Here is a 26210-nt window from a genome sequence, read left to right on the forward strand (position 1 = left end):
GCCGGATGGCTTCCAGGATCGGCTTGTGCATTCAACGACCTTTTTACCGTGTTCATCCCGTCTGTGGGATGGGGGAGGAGAACGATGCGACCTGAACCTGAGCGCTTCAAAAAGCGCGCCCCGCGCCGCCGCGCCCAGGCGCTGGTGGAATTTGCGCTGGCGTTACCCCTGCTCTTACTGCTCGTTTTTGGCATCATTGAATTTGGGCGCTTCATGCAGACCTGGCTGGCGCTGGAAAACGGTGCCCGCTTCGGGGTGCGTTACGCCGTCACCGGTGCTTATAACCCCGATTACTGCGATGAAGCGGATGCCATCTACGGGCTGGGCGATGAAGACCTGGCCGACGGTAAGGTGGACTGCAAGGTACCGCCCCGCCGGGATTGGAACGGCGATGGCAAAGTGACCTCCGAGGATGATCGCCTGGCTGAGGAGATGACCAACCGCCTGCAGGATTGGGCGCGCCTGCCTTCGATCCGTGATGCGGCGCTAGCCGGCGCCATGGGCATTGCCGCCGCCTTTGATGATTTCACCATCGCGCAGGATTACTTCGGCTACCTCAGTCATCCGTTTGGTTCGTTCAGCACGCAGTACCGCGGGAATCCCAACCGCACGGGGTACTTTGCCATCTCGGTTTGCAGCAGTCGCCATTACGATGACGGCAGCCCGCGCTTCGGCTTTCTCACCGCCGAGCGCCTCGACTCGCAGTACCACAGTTATCTGCCTGTGTGCATCGAAATGGACGAGAACGGCAATATCATCCGTTACATGGATGATCCCGGCGGGCCGGGCGACCGCGTGCGGGTGACCCTGACCTACCGCCATGCCTTGATCACCCCGCTGCCCAATGTGGCCGCCCTGTGGACGCCGGGTGCCAGCGCCTGGTGGGATGGGTTGCTGATCAGTGCACAGCGCGAGGGCATTGTGGAAAAGTTCCGCGTCTCACGCGTGACCGGCCTGGCCGGCGCGATCGGTATGGCGGCCACCTTCACCCCCACCCCCTCTGAAACGCCCACCTCCACCTCTACTCTGACCCCCACCGATACGCCCACCAGCACCCCTACCCGTACCAATACTCCCACCCCCACCCGCACGCCCACCCCACGGCCGGATTGCTCGCTACTGCAAAATATTGGGCCGGAAGGCCTTGCCTTCCAGAATCTGAGCAGTGGGGGGTATGTGCTCGAGTCTCAATTGCAGAACACCGGGCCCTATCTCATTCAATTTAGTGGGGCGGCGTTGAACTGGAATGGCAACTGGCACAACCAGATGCAGGGACCGCGTCCCGGTCATATCTTCAACTGGTACGCCAATAACAACAACAACACCAAGATTTTCGACCCGTCGGATACCGGCACCTACCCTTTTGCCCACACCTTCGTCAATCCCAGCAACCAGAACCTGGGGGCATTGGGGAGCACCTGGTTCAAATGGGTGTACGGTTCGCCCAACCCGGGTCAGAACACCTTTACCTTCTGGATTACGCCCTACGTCAATTCCTACCCGGTGGTTGGCCCAGGAACGCCCACCCCGCGCATGAGTGTGACGCCGGTTTCCGTGGAATCCCAGAATTTCTACTGGAGCGGTGAATTCAACGGCACCATCTACTACAACATCGTCCCACCCACGCCGGTGCCGACGCTGGCCTGCGCCATGAACGTCACCGGCTTGATGGGGCCGAACATTCAACCCACGCCGATCATTTCCGGGCTCAACTTCAGCCTGCGCGCCCGCGTGGAGGGCAACCAGGGGAGCGGTAAGTGGGATCAAAACGTGCGCTATGTGTACTTCTTCGTCTACGACAGCGCCGGTAATCTGGTGCACTACTTCAAGGATACCTCACCGATTTACTGTCTATTCGGTGATAGCAAAGGCAACTGTACCACACGGCGCGTCGGCGTTGATACCTGGTGGCAGGGGGCTTCAAGCCGCCCCGGGCAGGTGATCCAGAACGGTACCTACACCGTGGCGATCCTGGCGCGCAACAACGACACCCGCCAGAAATCCAGCCTGATTGTGACCACGCTGGTCCTGCAGGCGCCGACCCCCACCCCAACCTTCACCCGCACCATTACCCGCACGCCCACCATTACCCGCACGCCGACGCGCACCTACACGCCGGCACCGCCCACTGCCACGCGCACCGTTACCCCCACGCGTACCATTACTCCCACGCCCACCATTACCCGGACGCCCACGCGCACCCCTTCGCCGACGAACACGGTGCGTCCGACCGCTACCCGCACGCCTACGCCCTGCCTGACCCCGCCGGACATGGGCGGCTGCGGATAACCTCACCGGATCCCCCAGGGGCGGTTCCTCCGGCCCGGGTTTCCCCGACCCGCGCGCAGGAACCGCCCCCGCCTGCCGATACCGCCCGTGCCCACCTCTGCCGAACTGCGCCCCCTGCTGATTCTGCTGGCCCTGCTGGTGGGGCTTTTGAGCCTGGCGCTGGGCGGGTTGCGCCGGGTGCTGCGCTGGCTGCAGCGCCGGCCGCGCTGGGCGGTGGCGGGGGTATTCGGCCTGGCTTACCTGCTGCCCTGGGGGCTGTACTTGGGCGTGCTGGGGATCAGCACACCTCCGGCTGCGCAAACCCTGCCCTGGACGGCTCAGGTGCTGGTGCTGGGACAGCCCTGGCTGTATCTGTGGCAGATGCTGGCGCTGGCGCTGGCCGTGCCGTGGCCGCCCCCGAGCGTACTGCTGGCGCGTGGATGGGCTTCGTTGCGCCGGCAGGGCGCGGCCTTTTTGCTGGGGCTGGGGCTGGGGGGGCTGGCCGGGCTGGGGTATGCCCTGCTCCTGGCCGGGTTCGAGAGTCGCTGGCCCGGCACGGCGGAGCGCATTCCGGGCCTGCCCCCGCTGGCGCTGGGTCTGTGGCTGGCAACTGGCTTGCTTCTTGCACCGTGGGTGGAAGAGCGCTTTTTCCGCGCCACGCTGCTCGATGCGGCTGCTATGCGGTGGGGCCGTCCGCGCGCCGTGATGCTCTCGGCGGCGCTGTTTGCCCTCGGGCAGGGGCGGCCCCTGTTGCTCCTGCCGGCGTTTGTCCTCGGGCTGGCGCTGGGCGGGCTGGCGCTGCGCCGGGGATCGTGGGAAGCGGCGGCTTGGGCGCACATGGGCGTCAACCTGGTCCTGGGCGGCCTGGCCTGGTACCTGCTGATCTAATCCTCCCCCTTCCTCTTGTGTTAGAATGGAGACACTCCGCGCCGCGCGGGTCGGTCGCCCTTGCCCGGCGGCGCGCCGAAAGGTGAGACCTATGAGCGAGAACGAAACGCGCAACCTGGAGGATACGCAACCCACCCGTCCCGGCGAGCGTTTACGCCGATTGACCGCTGCGGCTCAGGAGGAGTCGCCCGCGGCGGTGCCACCCCCGGCCCCCGCGCCATCCTCAGAAAATCCGCCGGTGGAAACACCGCCCCCGCCGACAACGGCGCCGGCCCCCCCGCTGGCTGCGGAGCAACCCGCACCGGAGGCGCCCCCGGCCACGGAAGCACCCTCTACCCCGCCAACCCCTGCGCCGCCTGGCGCCGAAGCCGACGAAGCGGCTCCTGCGTCCCCACCGCCCCCACCGCCGCCAACTCCCACCGAGACCCAGGCCCTGCGGCATCACCCCACCGGACTGCCGGAGCGCACCGGCGGGTGGTTTGGTGAGGACCTGTTCCCACCGCAGACTCCGACCCCACCAACCCCCGACGCGCAGGGTGTCCTGCCTCCTTCCCCGCCGGCCACCGATGAGCAGGCTACTTTGCCGCCTCCCCCACCACCGCCGCGCGCCCCACAGCGGGTGACGATTGTGCCCGATCCCAACCTGACCCGCGTCAGCCGGCCAACCCCCCCGTCGCGTCCTCCCGCCGCCGGTAGCGGTGCGCCGGTGCGCCCCAGCGGCGGGCCGCCCCCGGCACGCCCGGCGGCCTCGGCCACCCCCTCCCGTCCGGCGCCGCCGCCCCCGCGTTCGGCGCAGACCCGCGTGCCCACCCAACCCCCGCCGCCCGCGACCAATGGCAGGAAGCGCGCCCTGGGCTGCCTGCTGCGCCTTGCCATTGCCCTGGTTTTTGCCGGGGTGGTGGTGCTGATTGCCATCGGCTCGTTCCTGGTCTACCGCTACTTCTCGATTGCCGCCAACCTGCCCAGCGTGGACAACCTGCAGGCGCGCGCCTCGCAGTTCGAGACCACGCGCATCCTCGACCGTAACGGCAACCTGATCTACGAGATCATTGACCCGCGCGCCGGGCGGCGCACCTACGTGCCGCTGGAGAAAATTTCGCCTTACCTCATCGCCGCCACGCTGGCCACCGAAGATAAGGAATTTTACAACCACCCCGGCTTTGACCCCTGGGCCATTGCACGGGCTCTGTGGCAGAACTACACCAGCGGCGAGGTGGTTTCGGGTGCCTCGACCATTACCCAGCAACTGGCGCGGGCGCTGCTGCTCTCCCCGGATGAACGCGCCGAGCGCAGTGTGGAACGCAAAGCCCGCGAGATCGTATTGGCCGCCGAGATCACCCGTAAATACTCCAAAGAGGAGATTCTGGAACTCTATCTGAACGAGATTTACTACGGCAAACTGGCTTACGGGATTGAGGCGGCGGCAGAGACGTACTTTCACACCAGCGCCGAAAAACTGACCCTGGCGCAGGCGGCTTTCCTGGCCGGGTTGCCCCAATCGCCCGCGGTGTACGATATTGAGACCAACCGCGAGGTCACGCTCAACCGCTTTCGCCAGGTCCTGCGCCTGATGTACGAGATGAGCCAGGAGAAGGGCTGCATTGAGGTCAGCACCAGCCTGCAGCCGGTATGCGTGACCCAGGAGGACGTGGCGCTAGCGGCGCGCGAGATGGAAAACTACCAGTTCCAGGCGCCCACCAACGTGATGCGTTTTCCCCACTGGGTGGTGTATGTGCGCTCACTGCTGGAGGCGCAGTACGGCGCGGATGCCATTTACCGCTCGGGCTTCACCGTCTACACCACGCTCGATCCGGACCTGCAACAGCAGGCCGAGGAGATGGTCAAGCGCCAGATCGCCCAACTGGCCGACCGCCACGTGACCAACGGGGCGCTGGTGGCCATCCGCCCCACCACGGGGGAGATCCTGGCCATGGTAGGCTCCGCCGATTTCTACAACGAGGCCATTTCCGGCCAGGTCAACATGACGCTGGCGCCGCGCCAGCCCGGCTCGGCCATCAAGCCGCTGACGTACGTGGCCGCTTTTGAGAAAGGCTGGACCCCGGCCACGCTGATCTGGGACGTGCCGAGCGAGTTTCCGCCCTCCGGCAACCCCAACGACCCGCGTGAGCCGTACCGTCCGGTCAACTACGACGGGCGCTTCCACGGCCCGGTGACCGTGCGCGTGGCGCTGGCCAATTCCTACAACGTGCCCGCGGTGAAGGCCCTGCAGTTCGTGGGCATCTACGATGACCCCAACACCCCCCAGCCGGACGGGCTGATCAACTTTGCCAAGCGCCTGGGCATTACCACGCTAACCCGCCCCGATTATGGTCTTTCGCTGACTTTGGGCGGGGGAGATGTCAGCCTGCTGGAATTGACCGCTGCCTACGCCGTCTTTGCCAACGGCGGGCGGCGCGTGCCCCCGGTAGCGATCACCAAAATTGTGGATTACAAGGGCAATCTGGTCTATGAGTACCAGCCTCCGGCCGGTGACCAGGTGGTGCGCCCGGAGCACGCCTTCCTGATTTCCTCGATCCTTTCCGACAATCAGGCCCGCGCGCCGATGTTTGGCACCAACTCGGTGCTCAATCTGCCCTTCCCGGTGGCCGCCAAGACCGGCACGACCAACGACTTCCGCGATAACTGGACGCTGGGCTACACCCCCGACCTGGCAGTGGGGGTGTGGGTGGGCAACGCCGATTACACCCCCATGCAGAATACCACCGGCCTGACCGGCGCGGCGCCCATCTGGGCCGAATTCATGCAGGCGGCCATCCAGAAACTCACCGATGGGCGGCCTACCCCCTTCATCCGCCCGGCGGGTGTGGTGGAGAAGATCATCTGCGAGGTTTCGGGGGCTGAACCCTCGGAGTGGTGCCCCTCCCAACGCCTGGAGTACTTTGCCTACGATCAGCTGCCACTGCCCAAAGAGGACGATCTGTGGAAGAAGGTGGTGATCGACACCTGGACCGGCCTGCGGGCAACCTCGGCCTGCGCCGATTCTATCAAAGAGGTGCTGGCACTCAACGTCACCGACCCCTTCGCCATCAAGTGGATTCGCGAGACCGAAGAAGGGCGGCGCTGGGCGGAGCAGTACGGGTTCAAGGATCCCATCGTCTTCGTGCCCGAGCGGGAGTGCCGGCCGGGTGACCCGCGCCCTCTGCTGCTTTTCTCGAACCTGAGCGAGGGGCAAACCATCACCACCAGCCCGCTGGAAATCTACGCCCTGGTGACCGTGCCGGAGCCGTTCCGCGAGTTTCGCCTGGAATACGGGCTGGGGGATGACCCCGGCGAGTGGACGACGCTGGCAACGGGCAACACCAGTGAGAACCAGCCGCGCCTGCTGACGACCTGGGACCTGCGTGAGGTGCCGCCCGGGCGGGTGACGCTGCGCCTATATGTGGAGAGCCAGCGAGATACCTACGCCGAAAAACGCATCCACCTGAATATTCAGGTGCCCACGCCCACCCCGACCCCCACCCCCACGGCCACGGTGACCCCCACCCCCACGCTGACTCCCACGGTCACGCTATCCCCCACGCCCGCCGAAACGCCGAGCCCAACTGCTGCCGGGGCGGGTTAGCCCGCCCCGGGGCTTCAGGCGGCTTCGCGCTGTAGGTGGCGCAGGGCCTCGCCCAGGCGCTGGATTTCTTCGAGCGTGTTGTAGTGCACCGGGCCCACGCGCACCAGCCCGCCGCGCTCTTCCAGGCCCAAGCGCTCGGTCACCGCCAGGGCGTAGAAGTTGCCGTCCCAGACGTAGATGCCGGCGCGGTCCAGTGCCGCCGCCACCGCGCGCGGGTGCCACCCCTCCAGGGTGAAACTGACGGTGGGGACGCGTTCATCCAGGCGGGCGCGGTCGCGCAGGCCGTAGAGGGTGACGCCGGGGGTGGCTTCCAGCACTTCCAGCAGGGCACGGCTGAGTTCGGCCTCGTAGGTGCGGATGGCCAGCATGGCCTGCTTGAAGACCCGCCGCCGTCCGGTGTAGGCCATCACCTCCGCACCGTCAATGGCGGCGCCGAAGGTGCGCCCGACCCACTCCAGGTATTCCAGCGCGCCCAGCACACCGGCAATGCCCTCGTGATTCTGGGTGCCGGTCTCGAACTTGCCGGGGGGCGTGCCCGGTGCCGGGCGCACTTTGTAGGCGGTGAGCGCCTCAAGGTGCTCGTAGCGCCCGTAGAGCACGCCCACGTGCGGGCCGAAGAACTTGTAGGCCGAGCAGACCAGGAAATCGCAGCCCAGCGCTTGCACATCTATGGGGCCGTGGGCGGCGTACTGGACGGCATCCACGTACACCCAGGCCCCCACGGCGTGGGCCATCTCGGTGATCTGCCGGACCGGGTTGATCGTCCCCAGGGCGTTGGAGGCGTAGCCCACCGCCACCAGGCGCGGCTTTTCTTCGAGCGCGCGGGCCAGGTCGTCCAGATCGAGCGTGCCGTCTTCGGGGTGAAAATCCACCCAGCGCACGCGGCAGCCGCGGTCCTGGGCCGCTAGCAGCCAGGGCGAGATGTTGGCATCGTGATCCAGGCGGGTGACCACGATGGTCTCTCCGGGCTGCCAGGTGCGGGCGATGGAGCGGCTGATGTGCAGGGTGAGGGTGGTCATGTTGGCGCCGAAGACGATCTCCTCGGCGCGGGCGGCGTTGAGCCAATCGGCCACGGCCTGGTGGGCGGTTTCCAGCACAGCATCCGACTCGCGGCTGCTGGCAAAGGCGCCGCCGTGGTTGGCGTTGTGCAGGGTGAGGTAGTTCATCATGCGCTCCAAAGCGGGCTGGGCGATCTGCGTTCCGCCGGGGTTATCAAAGTAGATCACCGGGCGGCGCAGGGCGGGAAAACGCGCACGAATCAGGTTCAGGTCGAGGGTCATATCACAAACCTCCGCGGCGAATGGGATAGGGGGATAGAGGAAACACCGCGCTCACGGGCGCGGCCTTCCGGTTGCAGGCAGGCTGGTGGGATTTGTTATACTTAACTGCGAAGTCCATGGGCATGGCGGTGGCTCGCGGCGCGACGGTGATGACGGCGCAATCTGGGGGTATAGGCGTTGGAACAATCGTAACAAATTTTAACCGCCTGTGCAAGCCGACCGCATTCGGTGGATGGTAGATTTTTGATCCAGGGCAGGGAAAGGCATGGCAGAGAAAACCACCAATGGCGCAACCCCCAGTTTTGAAAAGCACCTTTGGGGGGCGGCAAGATCCGCGTGCAGGATGCGGAACGATTTTTGAAGGGGAGAGGCCTATGAGCGATTCTTGTACGGGCGCAGCGCCGCTGCGCCCAAAACGGCGGCCGCTGCGCCCCAAACGCCAGCCACTGGGCCCCGAACGGCGGCCACTGGGCCCCGGCCAGACCCCGCCGGGCTGCCATCACCGCCGCTCCATCCGCCTGAAGGGGTACGATTACACCCGGGCCGGGGCGTACTTCGTCACCATCGTCACCCAGGACCGGGCGTGTTTGTTCGGTGAGGTCGTGGAGGGGCAAATGCAGTTGAATGAATACGGCCGGATCGTCGAATTCACATGGCATGATTTGGTCAATCATGTGGCGGGAATCGTATTGGATGCGTTTGTCGTCATGCCAAACCACGTGCACGGCATTGTGATCATCACCGATGCCCCGGACGACGTGACTGTAGGGGCGGGTTCTGAACCCGCCCCTACCACCACGGACCCCGCCCCTACCACCACGAACCCCGCCCCTACCACCACGAACCCCGCCCCTACCGCCATGGACCCCGCCCCTACCACCACGAACCCGCCCCTACCACCACGACCACGGCGAAACCGAAACGACACGCATTGCCCGAAATCATTCGTCAATTCAAAACGTTTTCGGCGCGACGGATTAATCAATGCCGCCAAACCGCCAACGTTGCGGTCTGGCAACGCAATTACTACGAACACATCATCCGCAACGATGAAGCGTTGAACCGCATCCGGCAGTACATATCCGATAATCCGATCCGCTGGGAACTGGACCGGGAAAACCCGACGCTGGATCTCTGAAAGTCGGGGTGGCCGGTGGCGTACTTGCCCGTTCTGAGATCGAATCCACCGCCCCGGACTGGTTGAAGGCCCTCGGCTGGCAAATCCGGCATGGGGCTTGAACAGGCCGCTTTGTTAACCCAAAAGGCGATCATCTAGGCCTCAACGCTTTGTCGGCACCGGTGGGCCGGGGCGGGGTGAGCATCTCACCCGGAAACGCGCCGAAGCCGAATGCCGGGCTGGGTGCGGTGCCGGGGAGATAGGTGGCACCGGCAGGCTTTACAATTCCCTTACAATTACACTCCCTATTATTGAAATTAATAATTAGGTGCTTAGAATCATGGTTAATCCCCCATTAATTCCCCGATACCGAAAGGAGTAACTCTCATGAAAACGCGTATGCGCTTATTCTATCCGTTATTAATCGCTTTGGTGCTGGCGGCGGTGACCTTTGCCTACGCGGCGGCCAACACGGTGCCCGCTTCCTCCGCCGGCGATGGCAGTAACACCATCAGCGGTTACACCGTCAGCAATGTGCACTACGTTCTGGACACCACTAATCCCAGTGTGATCAGTGCCGTGGAATTTACCCTGAGCGGTGCGAATACTCCCCAAACGGTCAAAATCCAGCTGGTGAACGGCGGGGACTGGTACTCCTGCACGCTGAGCCTCAGCACGTACTCTTGCAACGTAGGGGGTGCGGTGAGTGCTTATGATGCCGCGTACCTGCGCGTGGTGGCGGCGCAGTAATCACCAAATCGGGTAAAATTGGGCGCAGGGCGCGCGGGCCGGTATGTGGGCGCGCCCTGCGTTCCATATCGGGAGGTGCCCCGGTGCGGTGGTGGTGGCGCGGTTCACGGGTGCGGCTGGCGGCGGCCCTGGCAGGGCTGGTGGTGTTGTGGGCCTTGCTGGCTCCGCGTGCCTTCGGCGGCAGTGTGGATTACCTGATCCTCAACGGCAACAGCATGCTGCCGCGCTTTGCGCGCGGTGATCTGGTGCTGGTGCGCCCGGCTCCTTTTTACCAGGTCGGCGATCTGGTGGCCTACCGCCACCCTGAAGTGGGCGTGGTCTTTCACCGCATCATTGACCGCGTGGGAGAACGCTTTCTCCTCCAAGGCGATCACAACACCTGGGTGGATGGCTACACCCCCACTGCGGCGGAAATCCTGGGCAAGTTTTGGCTGCACCTGCCGGGCGGTGGCACGGCCATCCTCGCTCTGCGCACGCCCGGCGCCCTGGCAACCCTGATGGGCCTGTTCATCTTCCTGGCTGGAGTGACGCTGATGACCCCTGAGACCCCTTCTCCCCGTGCGCGCCTGCGCCAGCAGGCCCGCCGTGCCCTCACCCACCTGAGCGGTGGGCTGGCCGATCACGCCGAGGGCACCCTGCTGGCCCTTTACATCCTGGGCTTCCTCTCCCTGGTGCTGGGGCTGTTTGCCTTCACCCGCCCGCTCAGGCTGCAGGTGCCTGAGGCGTTGCCCTACACCCAGCGGGGCGCCTTTGCGTATACGGCCCCCCTGCGCGTCAGCGGGGTGTATGATGCCGATCACGTGCCCAGCGGTGGAGCGCTCTTCCCCCATCTGGCCTGCACGGTCGCGCTGACCTTTGATTACCGCCTGGAGAGCCGTGCGCCGTTTGAGGGGGGTGGGACGTACCGCCTGCAGGCCGAGATTGCCGCCCCGAATGGCTGGCGGCGCACCTTCCCCCTGCAAGAGACGGGCTATTTCAGCGGCACGGCCTTTTCAACGCAGGCCGATCTCAACCTCTGCCTGCTCGAGCAACTTCTACGCCAGACCGAGGCCCTTACCGGGGTGCAGCCCCACCAGTACACCCTTTCGGTCACGCCGAACGTGCAGGTGATGGGAGCGCTGGCCGGTCAGCCCCTGGAGGCGACCTTTGCACCGGCGCTGAAGTTTGCGGTGGAGAAACAGCAGGTGTACCTGCTGCGCGAGGGTGGCCAGTCAGGCGATCCACTGGCCCCGCTGGCGGAGGGCACGCTCACGCGCTCGGTCAGCCGGCCCAATACCCTGTCCATCTTCGGGCTGGCGCTGCCGGTTGGGCTGGCGCGCTGGATGGCCGGCCTGGGGCTGGGGATGACCGCGCTGGGCCTGCTGCTCCTGGCCGGGGTGGAAGCCTGGACGACCCGCCAGGCGCCGGCACTGGCCGCGCGTCTGCGCGCCGGGGGCCAGGTGGTCGAAATTGATCGCCCGCTCACCTCCGCAGGACGCACGGTGATGCTCAAGCGCCACGCGGATCTGCTGCGCCTGGCCGAGAAGAGCGGCTTGCCGCTGTTCCTCTACGCCCAGCCGCCCCAGGTGGAGTACTACCTGCGCGATGGGGATACGCTGTACCTCTACCGGGAGACATGGGGCGCACCGGATGCGATGGCCTTGCAGCGCGCGCTGGAGGCGGGGGAGTTCGTGCTCTACTACCAGCCCGGTGTCTCGTTGGAAGATGGGCGCCTCACCCACCTGGAAGCCCTGCTGCGTTGGCGGCACCCCACCCAGGGCCTGCTGACCCCGGCGGCGTTCTGGCCGCAGGTAGAAGCCGCTGGCCTGGCCGCAGTGGTGGATGCCTGGGTGTTACGTCAGGTAGCGGCACACCTGCGCACTTGGCTGAATACCCAACCCGCCCATGGCGAAAGCGTACCGGCGGAGGCCGAAGCGCTGCCGGCGCTGCGCTACCGCGTAGCGATCAACCTTTCCCGCGCCAGCCTGCAATCTCCGGACCTGGTGGCGCAGGCCCGGCGCATTCTGGCGGAGATGGGGGTGGCACCGGCGCAGATCATGCTGGAAATTCCTCAGGACGCGCCGCTAGGGGACCCGGGAGTGGCGCAGACCCTGCAGGCCTTGCGCGAGGCCGGTTTTGCCCTGGCCCTCAATACCATCAATGAAGCGGATTGGGGGGCCTGGCGCAGTGTGCCGGCAGTGGATGTGGTCAAACTGGGCTATGCCACCCTGCAGCGCCTGGCGGCAACCGCCGAGGCGGCGGAGGCGGTGGGGCGCTGGATTGCCGCCGCCCACCAGGCGCAGGCGCGTGTGGCGGCTGTGGGGGTGGAGACCTTGCAGCAATTGCGCCTCTTCCGCGCCCAGGCCTGCGACCAGGCTCAGGGCTACCTGATCAGCCCGCCCCTGGCGGCGGAAGATGTGCCGCTCTTCATGGCGCGTCGCCAGTCCCTGCTGGCGCCGATTCTGCTCGATCTGGCGTGAAGGAGGTGGACATGCGCAGGCGCGGTTGGATGGTGCTGCCGGGTTTGGTGCTGCTTTTGCTGTTGAGCGTGGGCGTGGCGGCCAGCGCCGCTAACGTGGTCCCGCCGACCTGGCTGGGAGAGAGCCGCTTTGCCGTCACGGCCGATGCGCTCAAGCCGGAAGCCTGCGCCGCGCTCAGCCTGAGCAACCTGATAGTGGGCAGCGGCGCCTTCAATGGCACCAAAAACAACGATTTGATTTTGGGCAGTCCGGGCAATGACGTGATTAACGGGAACCAGGGCGGAGATTGTATTTTGGGCGGGGGCGGGAATGATGCCCTTTATGGGAACCAGGGTAATGACGTGCTGATCGGTGGCCCCGGAGATGATGTGCTTGACGGCGGCCCGGGTAGTGACGTGCTGATCGGCGGACCCGGGTATGATATCTGCTACGGTAGGGGTGGGGCCGATAGTTTCGACTCATGTGAGGAGATATACCCGTAGCCGACGCTTCTCTTAAAAACCCCCATTTTTTAAGCCCCCCGCCGGTGGGGCTTGGTCCCCCCATGCTATAATCTTAGCGTCCCCGTGATTCATCCCGAGCGCATGAGGTTTAGGGGTTCGGCATGTCTTTTGTCCATCTGCATGTCCACACGCAATACTCGCTGCTGGACGGCTTCAGCGATGTTAAAAAACTCGTTCAGCGCGTGAAGGCGTTGGGAATGCCCGCCGTGGCGATTACCGACCACGGCGCCATGTACGGGGTGATTGAGTTCTTCAATGCGGCGCAGGCGGCAGGGGTGAAGCCGATCATCGGGATGGAGGCCTACCTTGCACCGCGCCGCATGCAGGACCGCGATCCCAAAATAGATCGTTCCGCCTACCACCTGCTCCTGCTCGCCGAGAACGAGACGGGCTACCGTAACCTGCTGCGCATTGCCTCGGCGGCGCAACTGGAGGGGTTTTACCAGTACCCGCGCATTGACCGGGAGTTTCTGGCCGCCCACGCCGAGGGCCTGATCGCCACTTCGGGCTGTCTGGCCGCCGAGGTGCCCCAGGCCCTGATGAGGCAAGGACACGAAGCCGCCCAGCGCTGCCTGGACTGGTACTTTGAGGTCTTTGGGCGTGAGCGCTTTTTCATTGAGTTGCAGCACCACAACATTCCCGAACTCCACGAGGTCAACCGCGCACTGCTCGAGCTGCGCCAGCGCTACCGGGCGCATCTCATTGCCACCAACGACGTGCACTACATCAACCCCGAAGATGCCCGCCTGCAGGATATTCTGCTGGCGATCCAGACCGGGGCGCTGCTCAGCGACCCCAATCGCTTCCGCATGACCGACCCCACCTACTACCTGCGCCCACCCGACGAGATGGCGCGCCTTTTTGCCGAGGTGCCGGAGGCCCTGGAAAACACGCTGTGGGTGGCCGAGCGCGCCAACGTGGACCTCTCGCCCAAGGGCTACCACCTGCCGGTATTTGAGGTGCCGGGGGGGTACGATACTCAGACCTACCTGCGCAATCTGTGCGAAGAGGGGTTACAGCGGCGCTACGGCGCGCGGGCCAATGCCCCGGAGGTGCGTCAGCGCCTGGAGTATGAACTCAAAGTCATCCACGAGATGGGCTTCGATGCCTACTTCCTCATTGTATGGGACCTGTGCCGCTATGCGCGCAGTCAGGGCATTTGGTACAACGCGCGCGGGTCTGCCGCGGGTTCGATGGTGGCCTACGTGCTGGATATTACCAATGTGGAGCCGTTGGAGCACGGCCTGATCTTCGAACGCTTCCTCAACCCCGGGCGCATCTCCATGCCGGATATCGACCTTGATTTCCAGGATGACCGCCGCAACGAGATGCTGGCCTACTGCGCCCGCCGTTACGGCGATGACCGGGTGGCCCAGATCATCACCTTTGGCACCCTGGGGGCGCGCGCGGCCATCCGCGATGTGGGGCGGGTGATGGACATTCCCCTCAGCGAGGTGGATCGGGTCAGCAAGTTGATCCCCAACACGCCGGGCAAGCCGGTCTCGATCCTGGAGGCACTGGAGCAGGTGCCCGAACTAAAGGCGCTCTACGAGGAAGCGCCTTACCTCAAAGAGTTGATTGACACCGCGGCGCAGATGGAGGGCTCCATCCGCAACGCGGGTACCCACGCGGCGGGGGTGATCATCACCGACCGCCCGGCCATCGAGTACGTGCCCCTGCACCGTCCCACCGGCGGGGATGAAGACAGCCCAATCAAGACGGTCACCCAGTTCGAAATGTCCATTCTCGAATCGCTGGGCCTGCTCAAAGTGGACTTTCTGGGGTTGGCGACGCTGACGATCATGCAGCGCGCTTGCCGCCTGATCGAACAGCGCCACGGCGTGCACCTCGACCTGAGCAACATTCCCACGGATGACCCCCGCACCTACGAATTCCTCAGCGAGGGGCACACCGCGGGCGTCTTCCAGTTAGAAGGTGCGGGGATGACGCGCTACCTGATGCAAATGCGTCCCCGGACGCTGGCCAATGTCATTGCCATGGTGGCGCTCTACCGCCCCGGCCCGCTGGAATTCATCCCCTCCTACATCCGCCGCATGCACGGCGAGGAGCCGGTGACCTACCGCCACCCGGCCATGCAGCCGATCTTTGAGGAGACCTACGGCATCCCCATCTACCAGGAGCAGATCATGCGCGCGGCGGTGGAACTGGCGGGGTACTCGCTCTCAGAAGCGGATGACCTGCGCAAGGCCATTGCCAAGAAGCAGAAGGACAAACTGGAGAAGCACCGCGATAAATTCATCAAAGGTGCGGTGGCGCGGGGCATGGAAGAGGCCACAGCCCAAGCCATCTTCGCAGATTGGGAAGAGTTTGCCCGCTACGGCTTCAACAAGGCCCACGCTGCCGATTACGGCATCATTGCCGTGCAAACGGCTTACCTGAAAGCCCATTACCCGGTGGAGTACATGACGGCCCTGCTCTCGGCCTCGATGAACGACAGCGACAAGGTGGCGTTCTACGTGGCCGATTGCCGCAGCATGGGCATTGAGGTGCTCCCCCCGGATATTAACTTCAGCGAGTACGATTTTTCCATTGAGGATCGCCCGGACGGTCGGGCGGCCATCCGCTTCGGATTGGGTGCGGTCAAGAACGTGGGCCAGGGGCCGGTGGAATTGATCCTGGCGGCGCGGCGTGAGGGTGGCCCGTTCCGTGATTTGAACGATTTTGCCCGCCGTGTAGATCTGCACCAGGTGGGGCGGCGTGCCCTCGAATGCCTGGTGCGGGTGGGGGCACTGGATGCCCTGGGCCCGCGCAAGGCCATTCTGGAGGTGTTGGATCGCCTGGTGGCGCTCAGCCACAGCCACTTCCGCGCCCTGGCCAGCGGGCAACTCTCGTTCTTCGGCGCGGTTGCCGGGGTGGAAGAGCCCATCACCCTGCCGGCACTGCCCCACGTCAACCCGCGCGAGTACCTCGAATGGGAGCGTGAACTGCTGGGGCTGTATGTTTCTTCGCATCCGCTGATGCCCTACCTGGGGCGCTTGCGCCGTGAGGTGACCCACTTTTCGGCCGATTTGCCCAACGGCGCTCACCACCAGAAGGTGCGCGTGGCCGGTCTGATCAGCCAGTGGCGCACTTACCAGACCAAGAGCGGCAAGGCAATGGGGTTTGTCACCCTGGAGGACCTGCAGGGCACCCTGGAACTGGTGCTTTTCCCAAAAGCCTGGGAGCAGTACCGCGGTCTGCTGGCGCGCGATCAGGTGGTGCTGGTCAGCGGAACGCTGGACCTGAGCAAGGACGAGCCGGCCGTGTTGGTGGATACGTTGGAGGTGCTCTCGCCCGAAGCGGCGGAAGCCTCGCCGCCCGCTTCGCCGTTGCCCGAATCGCCGTTCGGCGCGGCTGTGGCGGTGGAGGACGAAGAGGGGTTGTCCCCTGTGCCGCCGCCCACCCTGCGTGAGGAGCGGGCGCCCTACACCATCCCACCTCCGCCGCCGGAGCCGGATGACTGGCATCTGCTCCCGCCGGTGGAGGAGGCGGAGAGCGAGGTGGAGTCCCTCTTTGCCGACGACGCCCTGCCCAAGGCCCTGCTGGAGGTGCGGGCGGGCCATGCACCGGAGGATGCGGTGGACGATTTGCTCCTGTCCGCGCCCGGCACTAACGGGACCGCGCGCCCCGCTGCCGAGCCGTCAGGCCCCTTTGAGCCGCCCCCGCCGCCCTGGATGGGCGAGGTGGATTACCTGCTGCCGCCAGCGCCGCTGGCCGCCGATGGCACCACCCTGCCGGTGGATCTGCGCATGATCACGCTGGTCTTCCGCTCCAGCGGTGATAAGGTGCGCGATGTGCGCCGCATCCGGCACGCCTACTACCTGCTGCGCTCCTCGCCCGGGCGGGATCGCTTTGCCTTTTGGGTCTTCGAGGGGGGCGCGCGCTACCTGCTGGAATTTCCCAACGAGAGCACCGGCATCACCCCGGAACTGATCCAGAGCCTGGTGCGCCTGGTGGGGCAGACCAACATCTTCATGGAAACCATCCGGGTGCAATGAGCACGCCCGATCTCACCCCGGCAGAGATGATCGCGGCGGCGCAGCGCCTGTGCTACCCGCGAGCCCTGGGTTTTGGTCACTCCGCCGGCTCGGTGGCCTGTGCCCTGCTCAGCGCCGGAGGACACCTGTATTATGGGGTGTGCATAGACGTGAGCAGTGGGATCGGTTTTTGTGCCGAGCACGCCGCCATTGCGGCGATGGTCACCGCGGGCGAAACGGCGATTGCGAAAATCGTGGCGGTGGGCGAAGGGGGACGCGTGCTCCCGCCGTGCGGCCGTTGCCGCGAATTCATGGCTCAGGTTGACGAGAGCAACCTGGCCCACACCGAGGTCATATTGGGCGAGCACTGGGTGGTGTGCCTGGCAGATTTACTGCCCCACCCTTATGTGGGTGTGTAGCGTCATCCCCCATGCCACGGGTTGGGTCATACCCGCCCCCGGGGATTAAATCCGCCACCCGTGCCCCTTCCACGCCGGCGGAGAGTCGGGTACAATCCAGGGCAACGCACAGCACGTTGATCAGGCAATTATGCAGAGGGAGAACGGCATGGATGCAACGCCGAAAATTCGCACGCTGGCCGTGATGACCGCCGGGGGCGATGCCCCGGGCATGAACCCGTGTATTCGGGCCGTGGTGCGCACGGCGCTGAATTACGAAATGAAGGTCCTGGGCGTGGTGGGGGGCTTTGATGGGCTGATCCGGGGCAACTTCACGCCGCTGGGCGCGCGCGACGTGGGCGGCATTCTCCAGCGCGGCGGCACCATCCTCCAAACCGCGCGCAGTAAGACCTTCCTGGAACCGTTTGCCCAGCAGGAGGCACTGCGTCAGCTCAACGCTGCCGGGGTGGATGCGCTGGTTGTCATCGGCGGTGGGGGCAGTCAGCGTGGGGCGCTGGCCCTGCATCAGCGCGGCGTGCCGGTGGTGGGCGTCCCCGCCAGCATTGATAACGACATCTACGGCACCGATATCTGCATCGGTGTGGATACGGCCCTCAACACCATCGTGGATGCCATTGACAAACTGCGCGATACGGCTTCCTCGCACAACCGCGCCTTCCTGGTCGAGACCATGGGGCACGAGTCGGGCTACCTGGCCCTGCAAGCCGGCATCATCAGTGGGGCCGAACTGGTGCTCATCCCGGAGATTGAAACCTCGGTGGAGGCGGTGGCTCAGGCCATTCAAGATGCGTACCGCCGTGGGAAGACCCACGCCATCATTGTGGCGGCAGAAGGAGCGCGCCCATCGGTCGCGCAACTGGCCAGCCAGATTGATGAGATGGAAGTGGGATTCACCATGCGGGTGACCATTCTGGGCCACATTCAGCGTGGCGGCAAGCCCAGCGCTTTTGACCGTTTGCTGGCCTCGCGCCTGGGCACCAGGGCAGTGGAACTCCTACGCGAAGGACGGCGCGGCGTGATGGTGGGGCTGAGCGGCCGCGAGGTGGTCGCGGTTGACCTGGCCGATGTTGCCAGCCGCAAGCGCGAACTGCCCATGGAATACTACCAGATGGCGATAACGCTGGCGCGGTAGCCCCTGATGACCGTCAGGGGGAGTGTAGCGCTTAACTCAACAACCCTCGTCATTCCCGCACGCATCCCGCCCCTTTCAAGAGGGTTTATGCGTTTTAGAGAACGTTGGGCGGTTGTATATGGCGCTTATTCTTTACCCTTCACCGGCGCCGGGAGATGGAAGCGTTCCCGAACGTTCCTCAGGGCGTCCATACAGGCACCGTTTTTAAACGGGGAGAGATAGAAAGTGCAGGTGGAATGTGGACTTACCCCTAGATACCCTGACCGGCGTTTATTCGCGCGCCGCATTGATGCCGTTGGTGCAGGCCGTGCTGGCCCGGGCCCAGCCCCCTGAGCGGCCTTGGGCGCTGTTTTTTCTGGATCTGGACGATTTTAAGTCCATCAACGATGCGTTTGGCCACGCTCGCGGCGATGCCATCCTGGCGACGCTGGCGGCGCACCTGCGCGCTTTTCTGGGCGATCGCGGCCTGGTCGTGCGTTACGGCGGGGATGAGTTTCTAGTCCTCTTGCCCAATCTGGAAGCCCGCGCCGCGGTGGCGCTGGGGGAAGAGCTGGTCACCAGCGTTCAAAATCAGGAGTTCTCGGGCGAGCCTCCCTTGCGCCTGCGCCTAAGCCTGGGGGTGGCCCTCTACCCGCAGGATGGGACGGAGATCGAGACTCTGCTGGGGGTGGCGGATCGGCGTCATTACCAGGCCAAGCGTAGCGGAAAGGGGCAGGTGGTCGGGCCGTACAGCCCGGCGCTGGAATGGCGCTACCTGCCGCTGGTGCCGCCGCGCCTGATCGAGCGCGAAGCGGCCCTGGGGACACTGCGGACCTGGTTCAACGATCTGGAAAGTCATTATCGTGGGGTTTTGCGCATTGAAGCCCCTCCGCAAGGGGGCCAGACGCGCTTTCTGGAAGAAGTGCGGCGCCTGGCACATCTGCGCGGGCTGGCCGTGCTGGCCCTGAACGGCAACCCGGCGCTCTCACGCCGCCACCTGGGGGCACTCAGCGAAGCCGCCCGCACCTGGCCGCTAGAGGTGCGCCCTGCGCAGGGGTTGGCGCCGTTTTTTGCCGCTCTCTTCCGTGAAGTGGCGCGCCAAAACGCGCGCGGCCTGCTGATCACGGTGGACAACCCCGCCTGGATAGATGCGGCTTCCCTGCAGGCGATCCGGGCCTTGCTGAGCGAAGAAACGCCCTGGCCGCTGGGGGTGGTCTACACCACCCAAGGTATGGCGGGCGATTTCCGCGCCTCACTTTTTTCCGTTATCCGTTTGGGTCCGCTTTCGGAATACGGCACGCGCCTGTGGGTGCGCCAGTCGTTGCAGATGGAACCTGCGCCGGATCTCCTGGCCTGGCTGCATGCGGCCAGCAGTGGTCTGCCCGGCGCGCTGGAAGATCTGATCGAGGGACTGATTGCGCATCAGGTGCTGCTGCCCACCCTGGCCGGGTGGCAGTTTCAGGCGCCTTTGGCCTGGGCAGGGCTGGATCCGGCGCAGTTGCGTCCGCCGCGGCCTCCGCATAACCTGCCTGAACCCCTGCTGTGGTCCCCGATTGTGGGGCGCGAAGAGGAGCTTTGGGCGTTGGAACGGATGGTGTTTCAACGCCGCCTGGCGGTGGTGGTTGGGCCGGGCGGGGTGGGCAAGTCCCGTCTGGCGATGCAGGTGGCCTGGGAGCACCTGGATGATTTTCCGGATGGGGTCTTCCGCTATTCGGTGGCGGAGGCCAACTCACTCGAAGATGTGGCCCTGGGCCTTGGTGAGGTGCTTGGTCTGACCTTCCATTATCCCGCTCTTTCCCTCTGGGAGCAACTGCTGGATCACCTGCGCCCGCGTCACCTGCTGCTTTTATTGGAAGATACGGAGCACTACCCCGAATTGCGCACCTTCCTGCTGCAGTGTTTGGATGGTGCGCCGCGCGTTCACCTGCTGGTCACCAGTCGGGAGACGCTGCACCTGCCGGCGGAGTGGCTGTATCCACTGCGCGGGCTGGCCTGCCCCCCTTCGGCAGTGGCAGAGGGGTTGGAAACCTATCCGGCAGTGGAATTGTTCTTGCAGCGGGTGCGCCAGCTTCAGCCTGCCTTTGCCTTGAGCGGGGATGAGCGCCAGCAGGTGGCAGAACTATGCCATTTGAGCGGAGGGCTGCCGCTGGCCATTCAAATTGTGGCGGCGTGGGCGGCTTCACTCGGCTGTGCCGAAGCCCTGCGCCTGATCCGCCAGCGCCCCCCCTGGTCGGAGGACCTGAGCCTGAGTCCGGGCGGGGAGCACCGCTTGCGGGGGGTGTTGGATTCGTTCTGGAATCTGTTCTCGCCGGAGGAGCAGCGCGTGCTGATGCGGTTGAGCGTGTTCCAGGGTGGCTTTACCACCGATGCGGCGCGGGTAGTGGCAGGGGCCTCAATCTTCTTTCTGGATGGGCTGGCGGGTAAAGCCTACCTGAGCCTGGAGCCGGAGGGCCGGTACCGGGCTCACCCGATCTTGCTCCAGTATGCCAGAGATCATCTGCACGCTTTGCCCGAGCTGGAGGAGGAAACCCGCTACCGCCATGCTGAGTGGATGCTGTGGCGGGCAGCACAAGCCAATGCCCGGCTGTATGGGGCCGAGCAAGCCCGGGCTCTGCAAACGCTGGAGCAGGATTACCCGAATCTGCGCCAGGCCTGGGCGTGGGCGCTGGAACGGCGTCGTTACGACTGGTTGCTCGCAGCGCTGGATACGCTCAGTACCCTGCTGGGCACACGCGGGCGCTTCCTGGAAGCGGCTCACTGGCTGAATGAGACCCTGCTGGCGCTGGCTTCAGAGGAGGTCGCCGTTGAGGCAGAAGCGCGGCGCTTCCTGGCTCAGGTATTGGTGCGGCGCGGGGAATTTGCCTACCACCTGGGACATTACGAGGAAAGCCTGGGCTACCTGGAGCAGGCGCTTGCTCTGCTGGATGCCGAGAATGAAGTCCAGGCGCATGCCCTGGCGCTGGATAGCCTGGCCAGCACGCTGCGCGCCTTGGGGCGGCTGGAGGAAGCCCAGGCGCGTTTGGAGCGGGCACTGCATCTTTTCCGTCGCGCGGGTAACCTGCGTGCGGTGTGTGAGGTCATCAATCACCTGGGGGTGGCGGCCTATCAGCGCGGCGATAATGCGCTGGCGGCGGCGTACTTCCGCCAAGCGCTGGATTTGGGGCGCACGCTGCGCTACGAGGGCCAGGTCGCTCGCGCGTTGAACAACCTGGCCAACGTGGCCCTGGAGGAGGGGGATTTTGTGCAGGCGCGCGCCTGGCTCACCGAGAGTCTGGAGATGGCCAGGCGGGTGGGGGCGGCGGCTCTGAGTGCGGCGGTGCTGGATTCTTTGGGGAAGGTCCACGCCGGGCTGGGGGAGTGGGAGGCGGCGGCCCATGCCTTTGGTGAGGGTCTGGTGGTGGCTTTGAACAGCCAGGCCTGGCCGCTGCTGCTGGAGATTCTGACCAACGTGGCCGCGCTGTGGGCGCGGCAGGGGCAGATCGCGCACGCCCTGGCGCTGTTGGAGAGCCTGAGGGGGCATCCTCAGGCCGTGCATGAAATTCGCCAACGGGCCGAGGTGGTTTACCGCGACCTGGACCGCGCGGCCGTGACCGAAGAGGCGGGGAACGCAGCACGGGCGGAGTGGCAGGGCCTTACGGTAGAAGGGATGGTGCGACGGGCGCTGAGTCTGCTCCACCCGCGCGGGACGGTGCACGAAAACGGGGGTGCATTGGCTTCCTGAAATTGGGGGTTTACGGTTAAACTAGGGCCGTTCATCTATCTTATTTTGGGAGGCCTGCATGGCAACGGCATCGGTTGAATGGATTGGCGGCAAGCGGTTTGTGGGGATGGATTCGACCCACCACAGCGTGGTGCTTTCGACGCCGGATGAGGGGGTGGGTATGAAGCCCTCTGAATTGCTCCTGGTGGCATTGGCCGCCTGCACAGCCGTGGACGTGGTGGAGATTCTGCGCAAGAAGCGCCTGGACCTGCGCGGCCTGCGCATCAGCGTACACGGGGAGCAGGAGGTTGAACCACCCTGGACGTTCCGCAAGATACACGTGCATTATGCCTTGCGCGGGCCGGATCTGACCCCGGAGGCAGTGGAGCAGGCCATTCGCCTTTCGGAGGAGAAATACTGCTCGGTTGCGGCCACGGTGCGCGGCAGCGCCGAGATCACCTACGATTACGAGATTGAAGAGGCCTGAGCAGGGGGCAGTGCTCTTGGGCGGATGGTAAAATTTGAGGATTGGTAACGTTTTGTTTTGAAGGAACGAGGATACTTCGGTAACATTTTATGTGAACTAACACGAAACCTTGACAATTTTGCGCCCTTTACGTAAACTTGAGCCAATCATGCAGTTGCGGATCGTTCGCTTCCATCATCATTTGCACGCACTCCCCTCCGCCTGATCGGCAGCGAGGTCCGCTCCTCTTATTCCCCTCCCGCACAAGCCTCCCTCCGCCGATCGGCGGAGGGAGTTTTCTATTCCCATGCGGAGTGTTGCGTATGGCGTCGTTTCGTATCTCCCTCCCTTCCAAAGGCCGCCTGGCCGAAGATGCCCTGGCGTTCCTGGCAGCCTGCGGCTTGCCGGTTTATAAACCCAACCCGCGTCAGTATGAGGCCCTCCTGCCCGGCCTGCCCGATCTCAAAGTCCTCTTCCAGCGCCCCGGCGATATCGTTGCCAGCGTGGCTGATGGCAGTGTGGATTTCGGCATCACCGGGCTGGATATGGTGCTGGAAAAAACTCCCCTGCCCACCCCCCTGCTGATCCTGCACGAGGCCCTGCGCTTCGGCGGGTGCAGTCTCTACCTGGCCATCCCCGAGACGTGGGAGGATGTGTGGACGTTGGATGACCTGCGCCGCCACGCGACCATCCTGGGCCGTCCCCTGCGTGTGGCTACCAAGTTTCCTCGCCTAAGTGGGGATTTCCTCTCCCGCCACGGCATCCCCCATACCCTCATCTCCGCCGAGGGCACCTTGGAGACCGCCCCTGCCATCGGCTATGCGGATTTGATCAGCGATCTGGTGGCTTCCGGGCAAACCCTGCGCGATAACCGCTTGCGTCCCCTGGAAAGCGGGCGCATTCTCGATTCTCAAGCCGTCCTCATTGCCAATTTTGCCACCCTCAAGCACAACCCCGCCGCGCTGAGCCTGGCGCGCCACCTGCTCGAATTCATCGAAGCCCACCTGCGCGCCGCCGATAACTACTCTGTGTTCGCCAATATGCGCGGTAAATCGCCCCAGGAGGTGGCCCAGCGCATTTTCGATCACTGCACCATCCGCGGTTTGCAGGGCCCCACCCTTTCCCCCGTCATCACTCCCGGTGGCAACGGCGATTGGTATGCCGTTCACGTGGTGGTGCGCAAGGACGAGATCTTCCAGGCGGTAAACCAGTTGCGCGCCGTTGGGGGGAGCGGCGTGGTGGTAACCCCGGTCACCTACATCTTCGATGAGGAGCCTCCGCGCTACATGGCCCTGCTGCGCGCCCTGGAGCGGGAAGCGCCCCCTCCCCTGCCCTACACCTTTCAGGAGGAGGCATGATGCAAATTGCACCCCACCTGGATCAACTCCCTCCTTACACCCCCATTGAACCTTTCGAGGTGCTCTCGGCGCGTTACGGGCGTGCCCCGCATGAGATCATTAAACTGGACGCCAACGAGAACCCGTATGGCCCCTCGCCGCGCGCCCTGGAGGCTCTGGCGCACCTGGAATGGGCGCACATCTACCCCGATCCGGAGAGCCGGGCTCTGCGCGCGGCCCTAGCCGATTTTCTGGGCGTGCCGATGGCCCACATCCTGGCCGGTGCCGGCGCCGATGAGTTGATTGACTTGCTCCTGCGCATCTTGCTCCGCCCCGGCGACCGCATTCTCATCGCACCGCCTACCTTCGGCATGTATGCCTTTGATGCCCGCCTCAATGCCGGCGAGGTGATCGAAATCCCGCGCCGCCCCGATTTCAGCCTGGACCTGGAAGCGATGGAGCAGGCCGTGTTCACCTACCGCCCCAAGGCCGTCTTGCTCGCCAGCCCCAACAACCCCGATGGCAGTCTGCTGGATGCCGGCACCCTGGCGCGCCTGTTTACCTGGCCCACGCTGATCGTGCTGGATGAGGCCTACATCGAGTTTGCCGAAGATGGCGGGCGCCTGGGGGAGCGCCTGAGCAGCATCCGTGCCCCGCTCGAACGCGAGAACGTGGTGGTCTTGCGCACCTTTAGCAAGTGGGCCGGGCTGGCCGGCCTGCGCGTGGGTTACGGCGTCTTCCCGGAATGGCTACTGCCCACGTTGTGGAAGGCCAAACAGCCCTACAACGTCAACGTTGCCGCCAGCGCCGCCGCCATTGCCTCGCTGGGGGACCTGGACACTCTGGCCGAACGTGTGGCATGCCTGCGCCGCGAGCGGGCGCGTCTGTTGGCTTTGCTCTCCACCCTTCCGTATCTCCGGCCCATCCCCTCACAGGCCAATTTCATCCTCTGCCGCGTTCTAGACCGCCCGGCGCGGGTGCTCAAGGAAGCCCTGGCCGCCGAGGGCATCTTCGTGCGTTATTTCGATACCCCCTATCTGCAAAACTACCTCCGCATCAGCGTGGGACGTCCTGAAGATAGCGACACGCTGATCGCGGTCTTAAGGAGGCTTGGCGATGATTCCCGATCCCGTTGAACCGGCAGGTCGGCGCGCGGAGGTGCGCCGCGAAACTGCCGAAACGCGCATCCGTGTGGCGCTCAACCTGGATGGCAGCGGCCGGCACCGCATTCAAACCGGCATCGGCTTTCTGGACCACATGCTGGCGCAACTGGCTTACCACGGTCTGTTTGACCTGGAGATTGAGGCGCAGGGTGACTTGCACATTGACCCTCACCACACGCTGGAAGATGTGGCGCTGACCCTAGGCGAGGCGTTCGACCGCGCTCTGGGTGAACGCGCCGGGTTAACCCGCATGGGCTTTTTCTACGCCCCCATGGATGAGAGCCTGGCACGGGTGGTGGTGGACTTTTCTGGCCGGCCCTACGCCGTGGTGCAGGTGCGCTGGCAGGCCCCCTTACTGGGGACACTTCCCACCAGTCTTTTTGCCCACTTCCTGGAGTCCTTTGCCCAGCGCGCTCGCTGTGCGCTGCATGCGCGCGTTTTTTATGGGCGGGATGACCACCACCGGGCCGAGGCCCTCTTCAAGGCTCTGGGGCGGGCCCTCTGCGCTGCCACTCGCCTGGAGCCGCGCCGTCAGGGTCAGATTCCCTCCACCAAGGGGGTGCTGGATGTCTGAGCCAATCCCGGTTGTGGTGGTGGATGCGGGGACGGGCAACCTGCGCTCGGTGGTGGCGGCGTTGCGCAAGTGCGGTGCGGTGGTCACGCTGACCCACGATCCCGAGGTGGTGCGCCGTGCCGAGCGGGTGGTCCTGCCGGGGGTGGGGGCGTTTGGCGAGTTCATGCGCGGCCTGCGTGAGCGCCATTTGGAGGAGGCGCTGCGTGAGGTGGCGGCCGCAGGGCGCCCCCTGCTGGGCATCTGTGTGGGCATGCAGGCCCTGCTGGAAGTGAGTGAGGAAATGGGGGCGCATGCCGGCCTGGGCCTGGTACGCGGGCGGGTGGTGCGCTTTGACCTGCCGGTAGGCTACAAAGTGCCCCATACCGGCTGGAACCAGCTCTGGCCGCAGCGCACATCCCCCCTCTGGCAGGGGCTTTGCCCCGGCGATTACGCCTACTTCAACCACAGTTACTACTGCCAGGTGTCCGACCCAGCGGTCGCACTGAGCCTGACGGATTACGGATTGGATTTTGTCAGCGCGTTGGCCCAGGATCATCTGTTCGGGGTGCAGTTTCACCCCGAGAAGAGCCAGGCGGTGGGCGAACGCCTGCTGCGCAATTTCTTGAGCCTGTGAGG

Annotated in this window: 18 protein-coding genes; 16 read left to right on the forward strand and 2 right to left on the reverse strand. The window is 64.8% G+C overall.

Annotated features, from left to right (window positions below; translation table 11 throughout):
- The first annotated feature begins 84 nt into the window (after nucleotides 1–84).
- From SE15_RS14650 to SE15_RS13540, 3 genes are all read left to right on the forward strand, one after another.
- Nucleotides 85–2289, forward strand: coding sequence for a TadE/TadG family type IV pilus assembly protein (locus SE15_RS14650; RefSeq protein WP_054522657.1), 2205 nt, complete (start codon nucleotides 85–87; stop codon nucleotides 2287–2289).
- Between the two features lie 87 nt (nucleotides 2290–2376).
- Complete coding sequence (locus SE15_RS13535) at nucleotides 2377–3156, forward strand: CPBP family glutamic-type intramembrane protease (RefSeq protein WP_054522658.1); 780 nt, start codon at nucleotides 2377–2379, stop codon at nucleotides 3154–3156.
- Between the two features lie 91 nt (nucleotides 3157–3247).
- Complete coding sequence (locus SE15_RS13540; protein WP_054522659.1) at nucleotides 3248–6739, forward strand: transglycosylase domain-containing protein; 3492 nt, start codon at nucleotides 3248–3250, stop codon at nucleotides 6737–6739.
- Between the two features lie 14 nt (nucleotides 6740–6753).
- On the opposite strand, the gene SE15_RS13545 is transcribed toward SE15_RS13540, so the two are convergent.
- On the reverse strand, nucleotides 6754–8019 hold the full coding sequence (locus SE15_RS13545) for a cysteine desulfurase-like protein (RefSeq protein WP_054522660.1): 1266 nt from the start codon (nucleotides 8017–8019) through the stop codon (nucleotides 6754–6756).
- 101 nt (nucleotides 8020–8120) lie between these two features.
- Entirely contained in the window at nucleotides 8121–8744 is a 624-nt protein-coding gene (locus SE15_RS14655) for a hypothetical protein (RefSeq protein WP_236690044.1), read from the reverse strand.
- A gap of 206 nt (nucleotides 8745–8950) precedes the next feature.
- On the opposite strand from SE15_RS14655, the gene SE15_RS14660 reads away from it, so the two are divergent.
- The 13 genes from SE15_RS14660 (at nucleotide 8951) to hisH (ending at nucleotide 26208) form a co-directional block, all read left to right on the forward strand.
- Entirely contained in the window at nucleotides 8951–9157 is a 207-nt protein-coding gene (locus tag SE15_RS14660; RefSeq protein WP_201778117.1) for a transposase, read from the forward strand.
- A gap of 366 nt (nucleotides 9158–9523) precedes the next feature.
- The gene (locus SE15_RS13555; protein WP_054522661.1) at nucleotides 9524–9886 is read left to right on the forward strand and encodes a hypothetical protein; all 363 of its coding nucleotides are present in this window, start codon (nucleotides 9524–9526) and stop codon (nucleotides 9884–9886) included.
- An 83-nt stretch (nucleotides 9887–9969) separates the two neighbouring features.
- Nucleotides 9970–12345 (forward strand): EAL domain-containing protein, encoded by a 2376-nt coding sequence (locus tag SE15_RS13560; protein WP_054522662.1) that lies wholly within the window; start codon nucleotides 9970–9972, stop codon nucleotides 12343–12345.
- A gap of 11 nt (nucleotides 12346–12356) precedes the next feature.
- Nucleotides 12357–12827, forward strand: coding sequence for a calcium-binding protein (locus tag SE15_RS13565; protein WP_054522663.1), 471 nt, complete (start codon nucleotides 12357–12359; stop codon nucleotides 12825–12827).
- A gap of 122 nt (nucleotides 12828–12949) precedes the next feature.
- On the forward strand, nucleotides 12950–16846 hold the full coding sequence (locus SE15_RS13570) for a DNA polymerase III subunit alpha (RefSeq protein ID WP_054522664.1): 3897 nt from the start codon (nucleotides 12950–12952) through the stop codon (nucleotides 16844–16846).
- A complete protein-coding gene (locus SE15_RS13575) occupies nucleotides 16843–17244 on the forward strand; it encodes a cytidine deaminase family protein (RefSeq protein ID WP_054522665.1) in 402 nt (133 codons plus the stop codon). The genes SE15_RS13570 and SE15_RS13575 overlap by 4 nt, the downstream gene beginning before the upstream one ends.
- A 148-nt stretch (nucleotides 17245–17392) precedes the next feature.
- The gene (gene pfkA / locus SE15_RS13580; protein WP_152965643.1) at nucleotides 17393–18376 is read left to right on the forward strand and encodes a 6-phosphofructokinase; all 984 of its coding nucleotides are present in this window, start codon (nucleotides 17393–17395) and stop codon (nucleotides 18374–18376) included.
- Nucleotides 18377–18614: 238 nt separating this feature from the next.
- Entirely contained in the window at nucleotides 18615–22076 is a 3462-nt protein-coding gene (locus SE15_RS13585; RefSeq protein ID WP_054522666.1) for a diguanylate cyclase, read from the forward strand.
- 58 nt (nucleotides 22077–22134) lie between these two features.
- Nucleotides 22135–22542: an OsmC family protein gene (locus tag SE15_RS13590; protein ID WP_054522667.1), complete on the forward strand. Its 408-nt coding sequence runs from the start codon at nucleotides 22135–22137 to the stop codon at nucleotides 22540–22542.
- Nucleotides 22543–22844: 302 nt separating this feature from the next.
- The gene (gene hisG / locus SE15_RS13595; protein WP_054522668.1) at nucleotides 22845–23879 is read left to right on the forward strand and encodes an ATP phosphoribosyltransferase; all 1035 of its coding nucleotides are present in this window, start codon (nucleotides 22845–22847) and stop codon (nucleotides 23877–23879) included.
- Nucleotides 23876–24994, forward strand: a complete 1119-nt coding sequence (gene hisC / locus SE15_RS13600) for a histidinol-phosphate transaminase (protein ID WP_054522669.1) — start codon at nucleotides 23876–23878, stop codon at nucleotides 24992–24994. The genes hisG and hisC overlap by 4 nt, the downstream gene beginning before the upstream one ends.
- Complete coding sequence (gene hisB / locus SE15_RS13605; RefSeq protein WP_054522670.1) at nucleotides 24975–25595, forward strand: imidazoleglycerol-phosphate dehydratase HisB; 621 nt, start codon at nucleotides 24975–24977, stop codon at nucleotides 25593–25595. Before hisC ends, hisB begins: the two co-directional genes overlap by 20 nt.
- On the forward strand, nucleotides 25588–26208 hold the full coding sequence (gene hisH / locus SE15_RS13610) for an imidazole glycerol phosphate synthase subunit HisH (protein WP_054522671.1): 621 nt from the start codon (nucleotides 25588–25590) through the stop codon (nucleotides 26206–26208). Before hisB ends, hisH begins: the two co-directional genes overlap by 8 nt.
- The last annotated feature ends 2 nt before the right edge of the window (nucleotides 26209–26210 follow it).

Source organism: Thermanaerothrix daxensis (genome assembly GCF_001306145.1).
Lineage (GTDB): Bacteria > Chloroflexota > Anaerolineae > Anaerolineales > Anaerolineaceae > Thermanaerothrix > Thermanaerothrix daxensis.

Coding starts and splice junctions, on each gene's coding strand:
- SE15_RS14650 (WP_054522657.1), top strand. CDS start 85: ATGCGACCTGAACCTGAGCGCTTCAAAAAGCGCGCCCCGCGCCGCCGC.
- SE15_RS13540 (WP_054522659.1), top strand. CDS start 3,248: ATGAGCGAGAACGAAACGCGCAACCTGGAGGATACGCAACCCACCCGT.
- SE15_RS13545 (WP_054522660.1), bottom strand. CDS start 8,019: ATGACCCTCGACCTGAACCTGATTCGTGCGCGTTTTCCCGCCCTGCGC.
- SE15_RS13555 (WP_054522661.1), top strand. CDS start 9,524: ATGAAAACGCGTATGCGCTTATTCTATCCGTTATTAATCGCTTTGGTG.
- SE15_RS13565 (WP_054522663.1), top strand. CDS start 12,357: ATGCGCAGGCGCGGTTGGATGGTGCTGCCGGGTTTGGTGCTGCTTTTG.
- SE15_RS13570 (WP_054522664.1), top strand. CDS start 12,950: ATGTCTTTTGTCCATCTGCATGTCCACACGCAATACTCGCTGCTGGAC.
- SE15_RS13575 (WP_054522665.1), top strand. CDS start 16,843: ATGAGCACGCCCGATCTCACCCCGGCAGAGATGATCGCGGCGGCGCAG.
- pfkA (WP_152965643.1), top strand. CDS start 17,393: ATGGATGCAACGCCGAAAATTCGCACGCTGGCCGTGATGACCGCCGGG.
- SE15_RS13590 (WP_054522667.1), top strand. CDS start 22,135: ATGGCAACGGCATCGGTTGAATGGATTGGCGGCAAGCGGTTTGTGGGG.
- hisG (WP_054522668.1), top strand. CDS start 22,845: ATGGCGTCGTTTCGTATCTCCCTCCCTTCCAAAGGCCGCCTGGCCGAA.
- hisC (WP_054522669.1), top strand. CDS start 23,876: ATGATGCAAATTGCACCCCACCTGGATCAACTCCCTCCTTACACCCCC.
- hisB (WP_054522670.1), top strand. CDS start 24,975: ATGATTCCCGATCCCGTTGAACCGGCAGGTCGGCGCGCGGAGGTGCGC.
- hisH (WP_054522671.1), top strand. CDS start 25,588: ATGTCTGAGCCAATCCCGGTTGTGGTGGTGGATGCGGGGACGGGCAAC.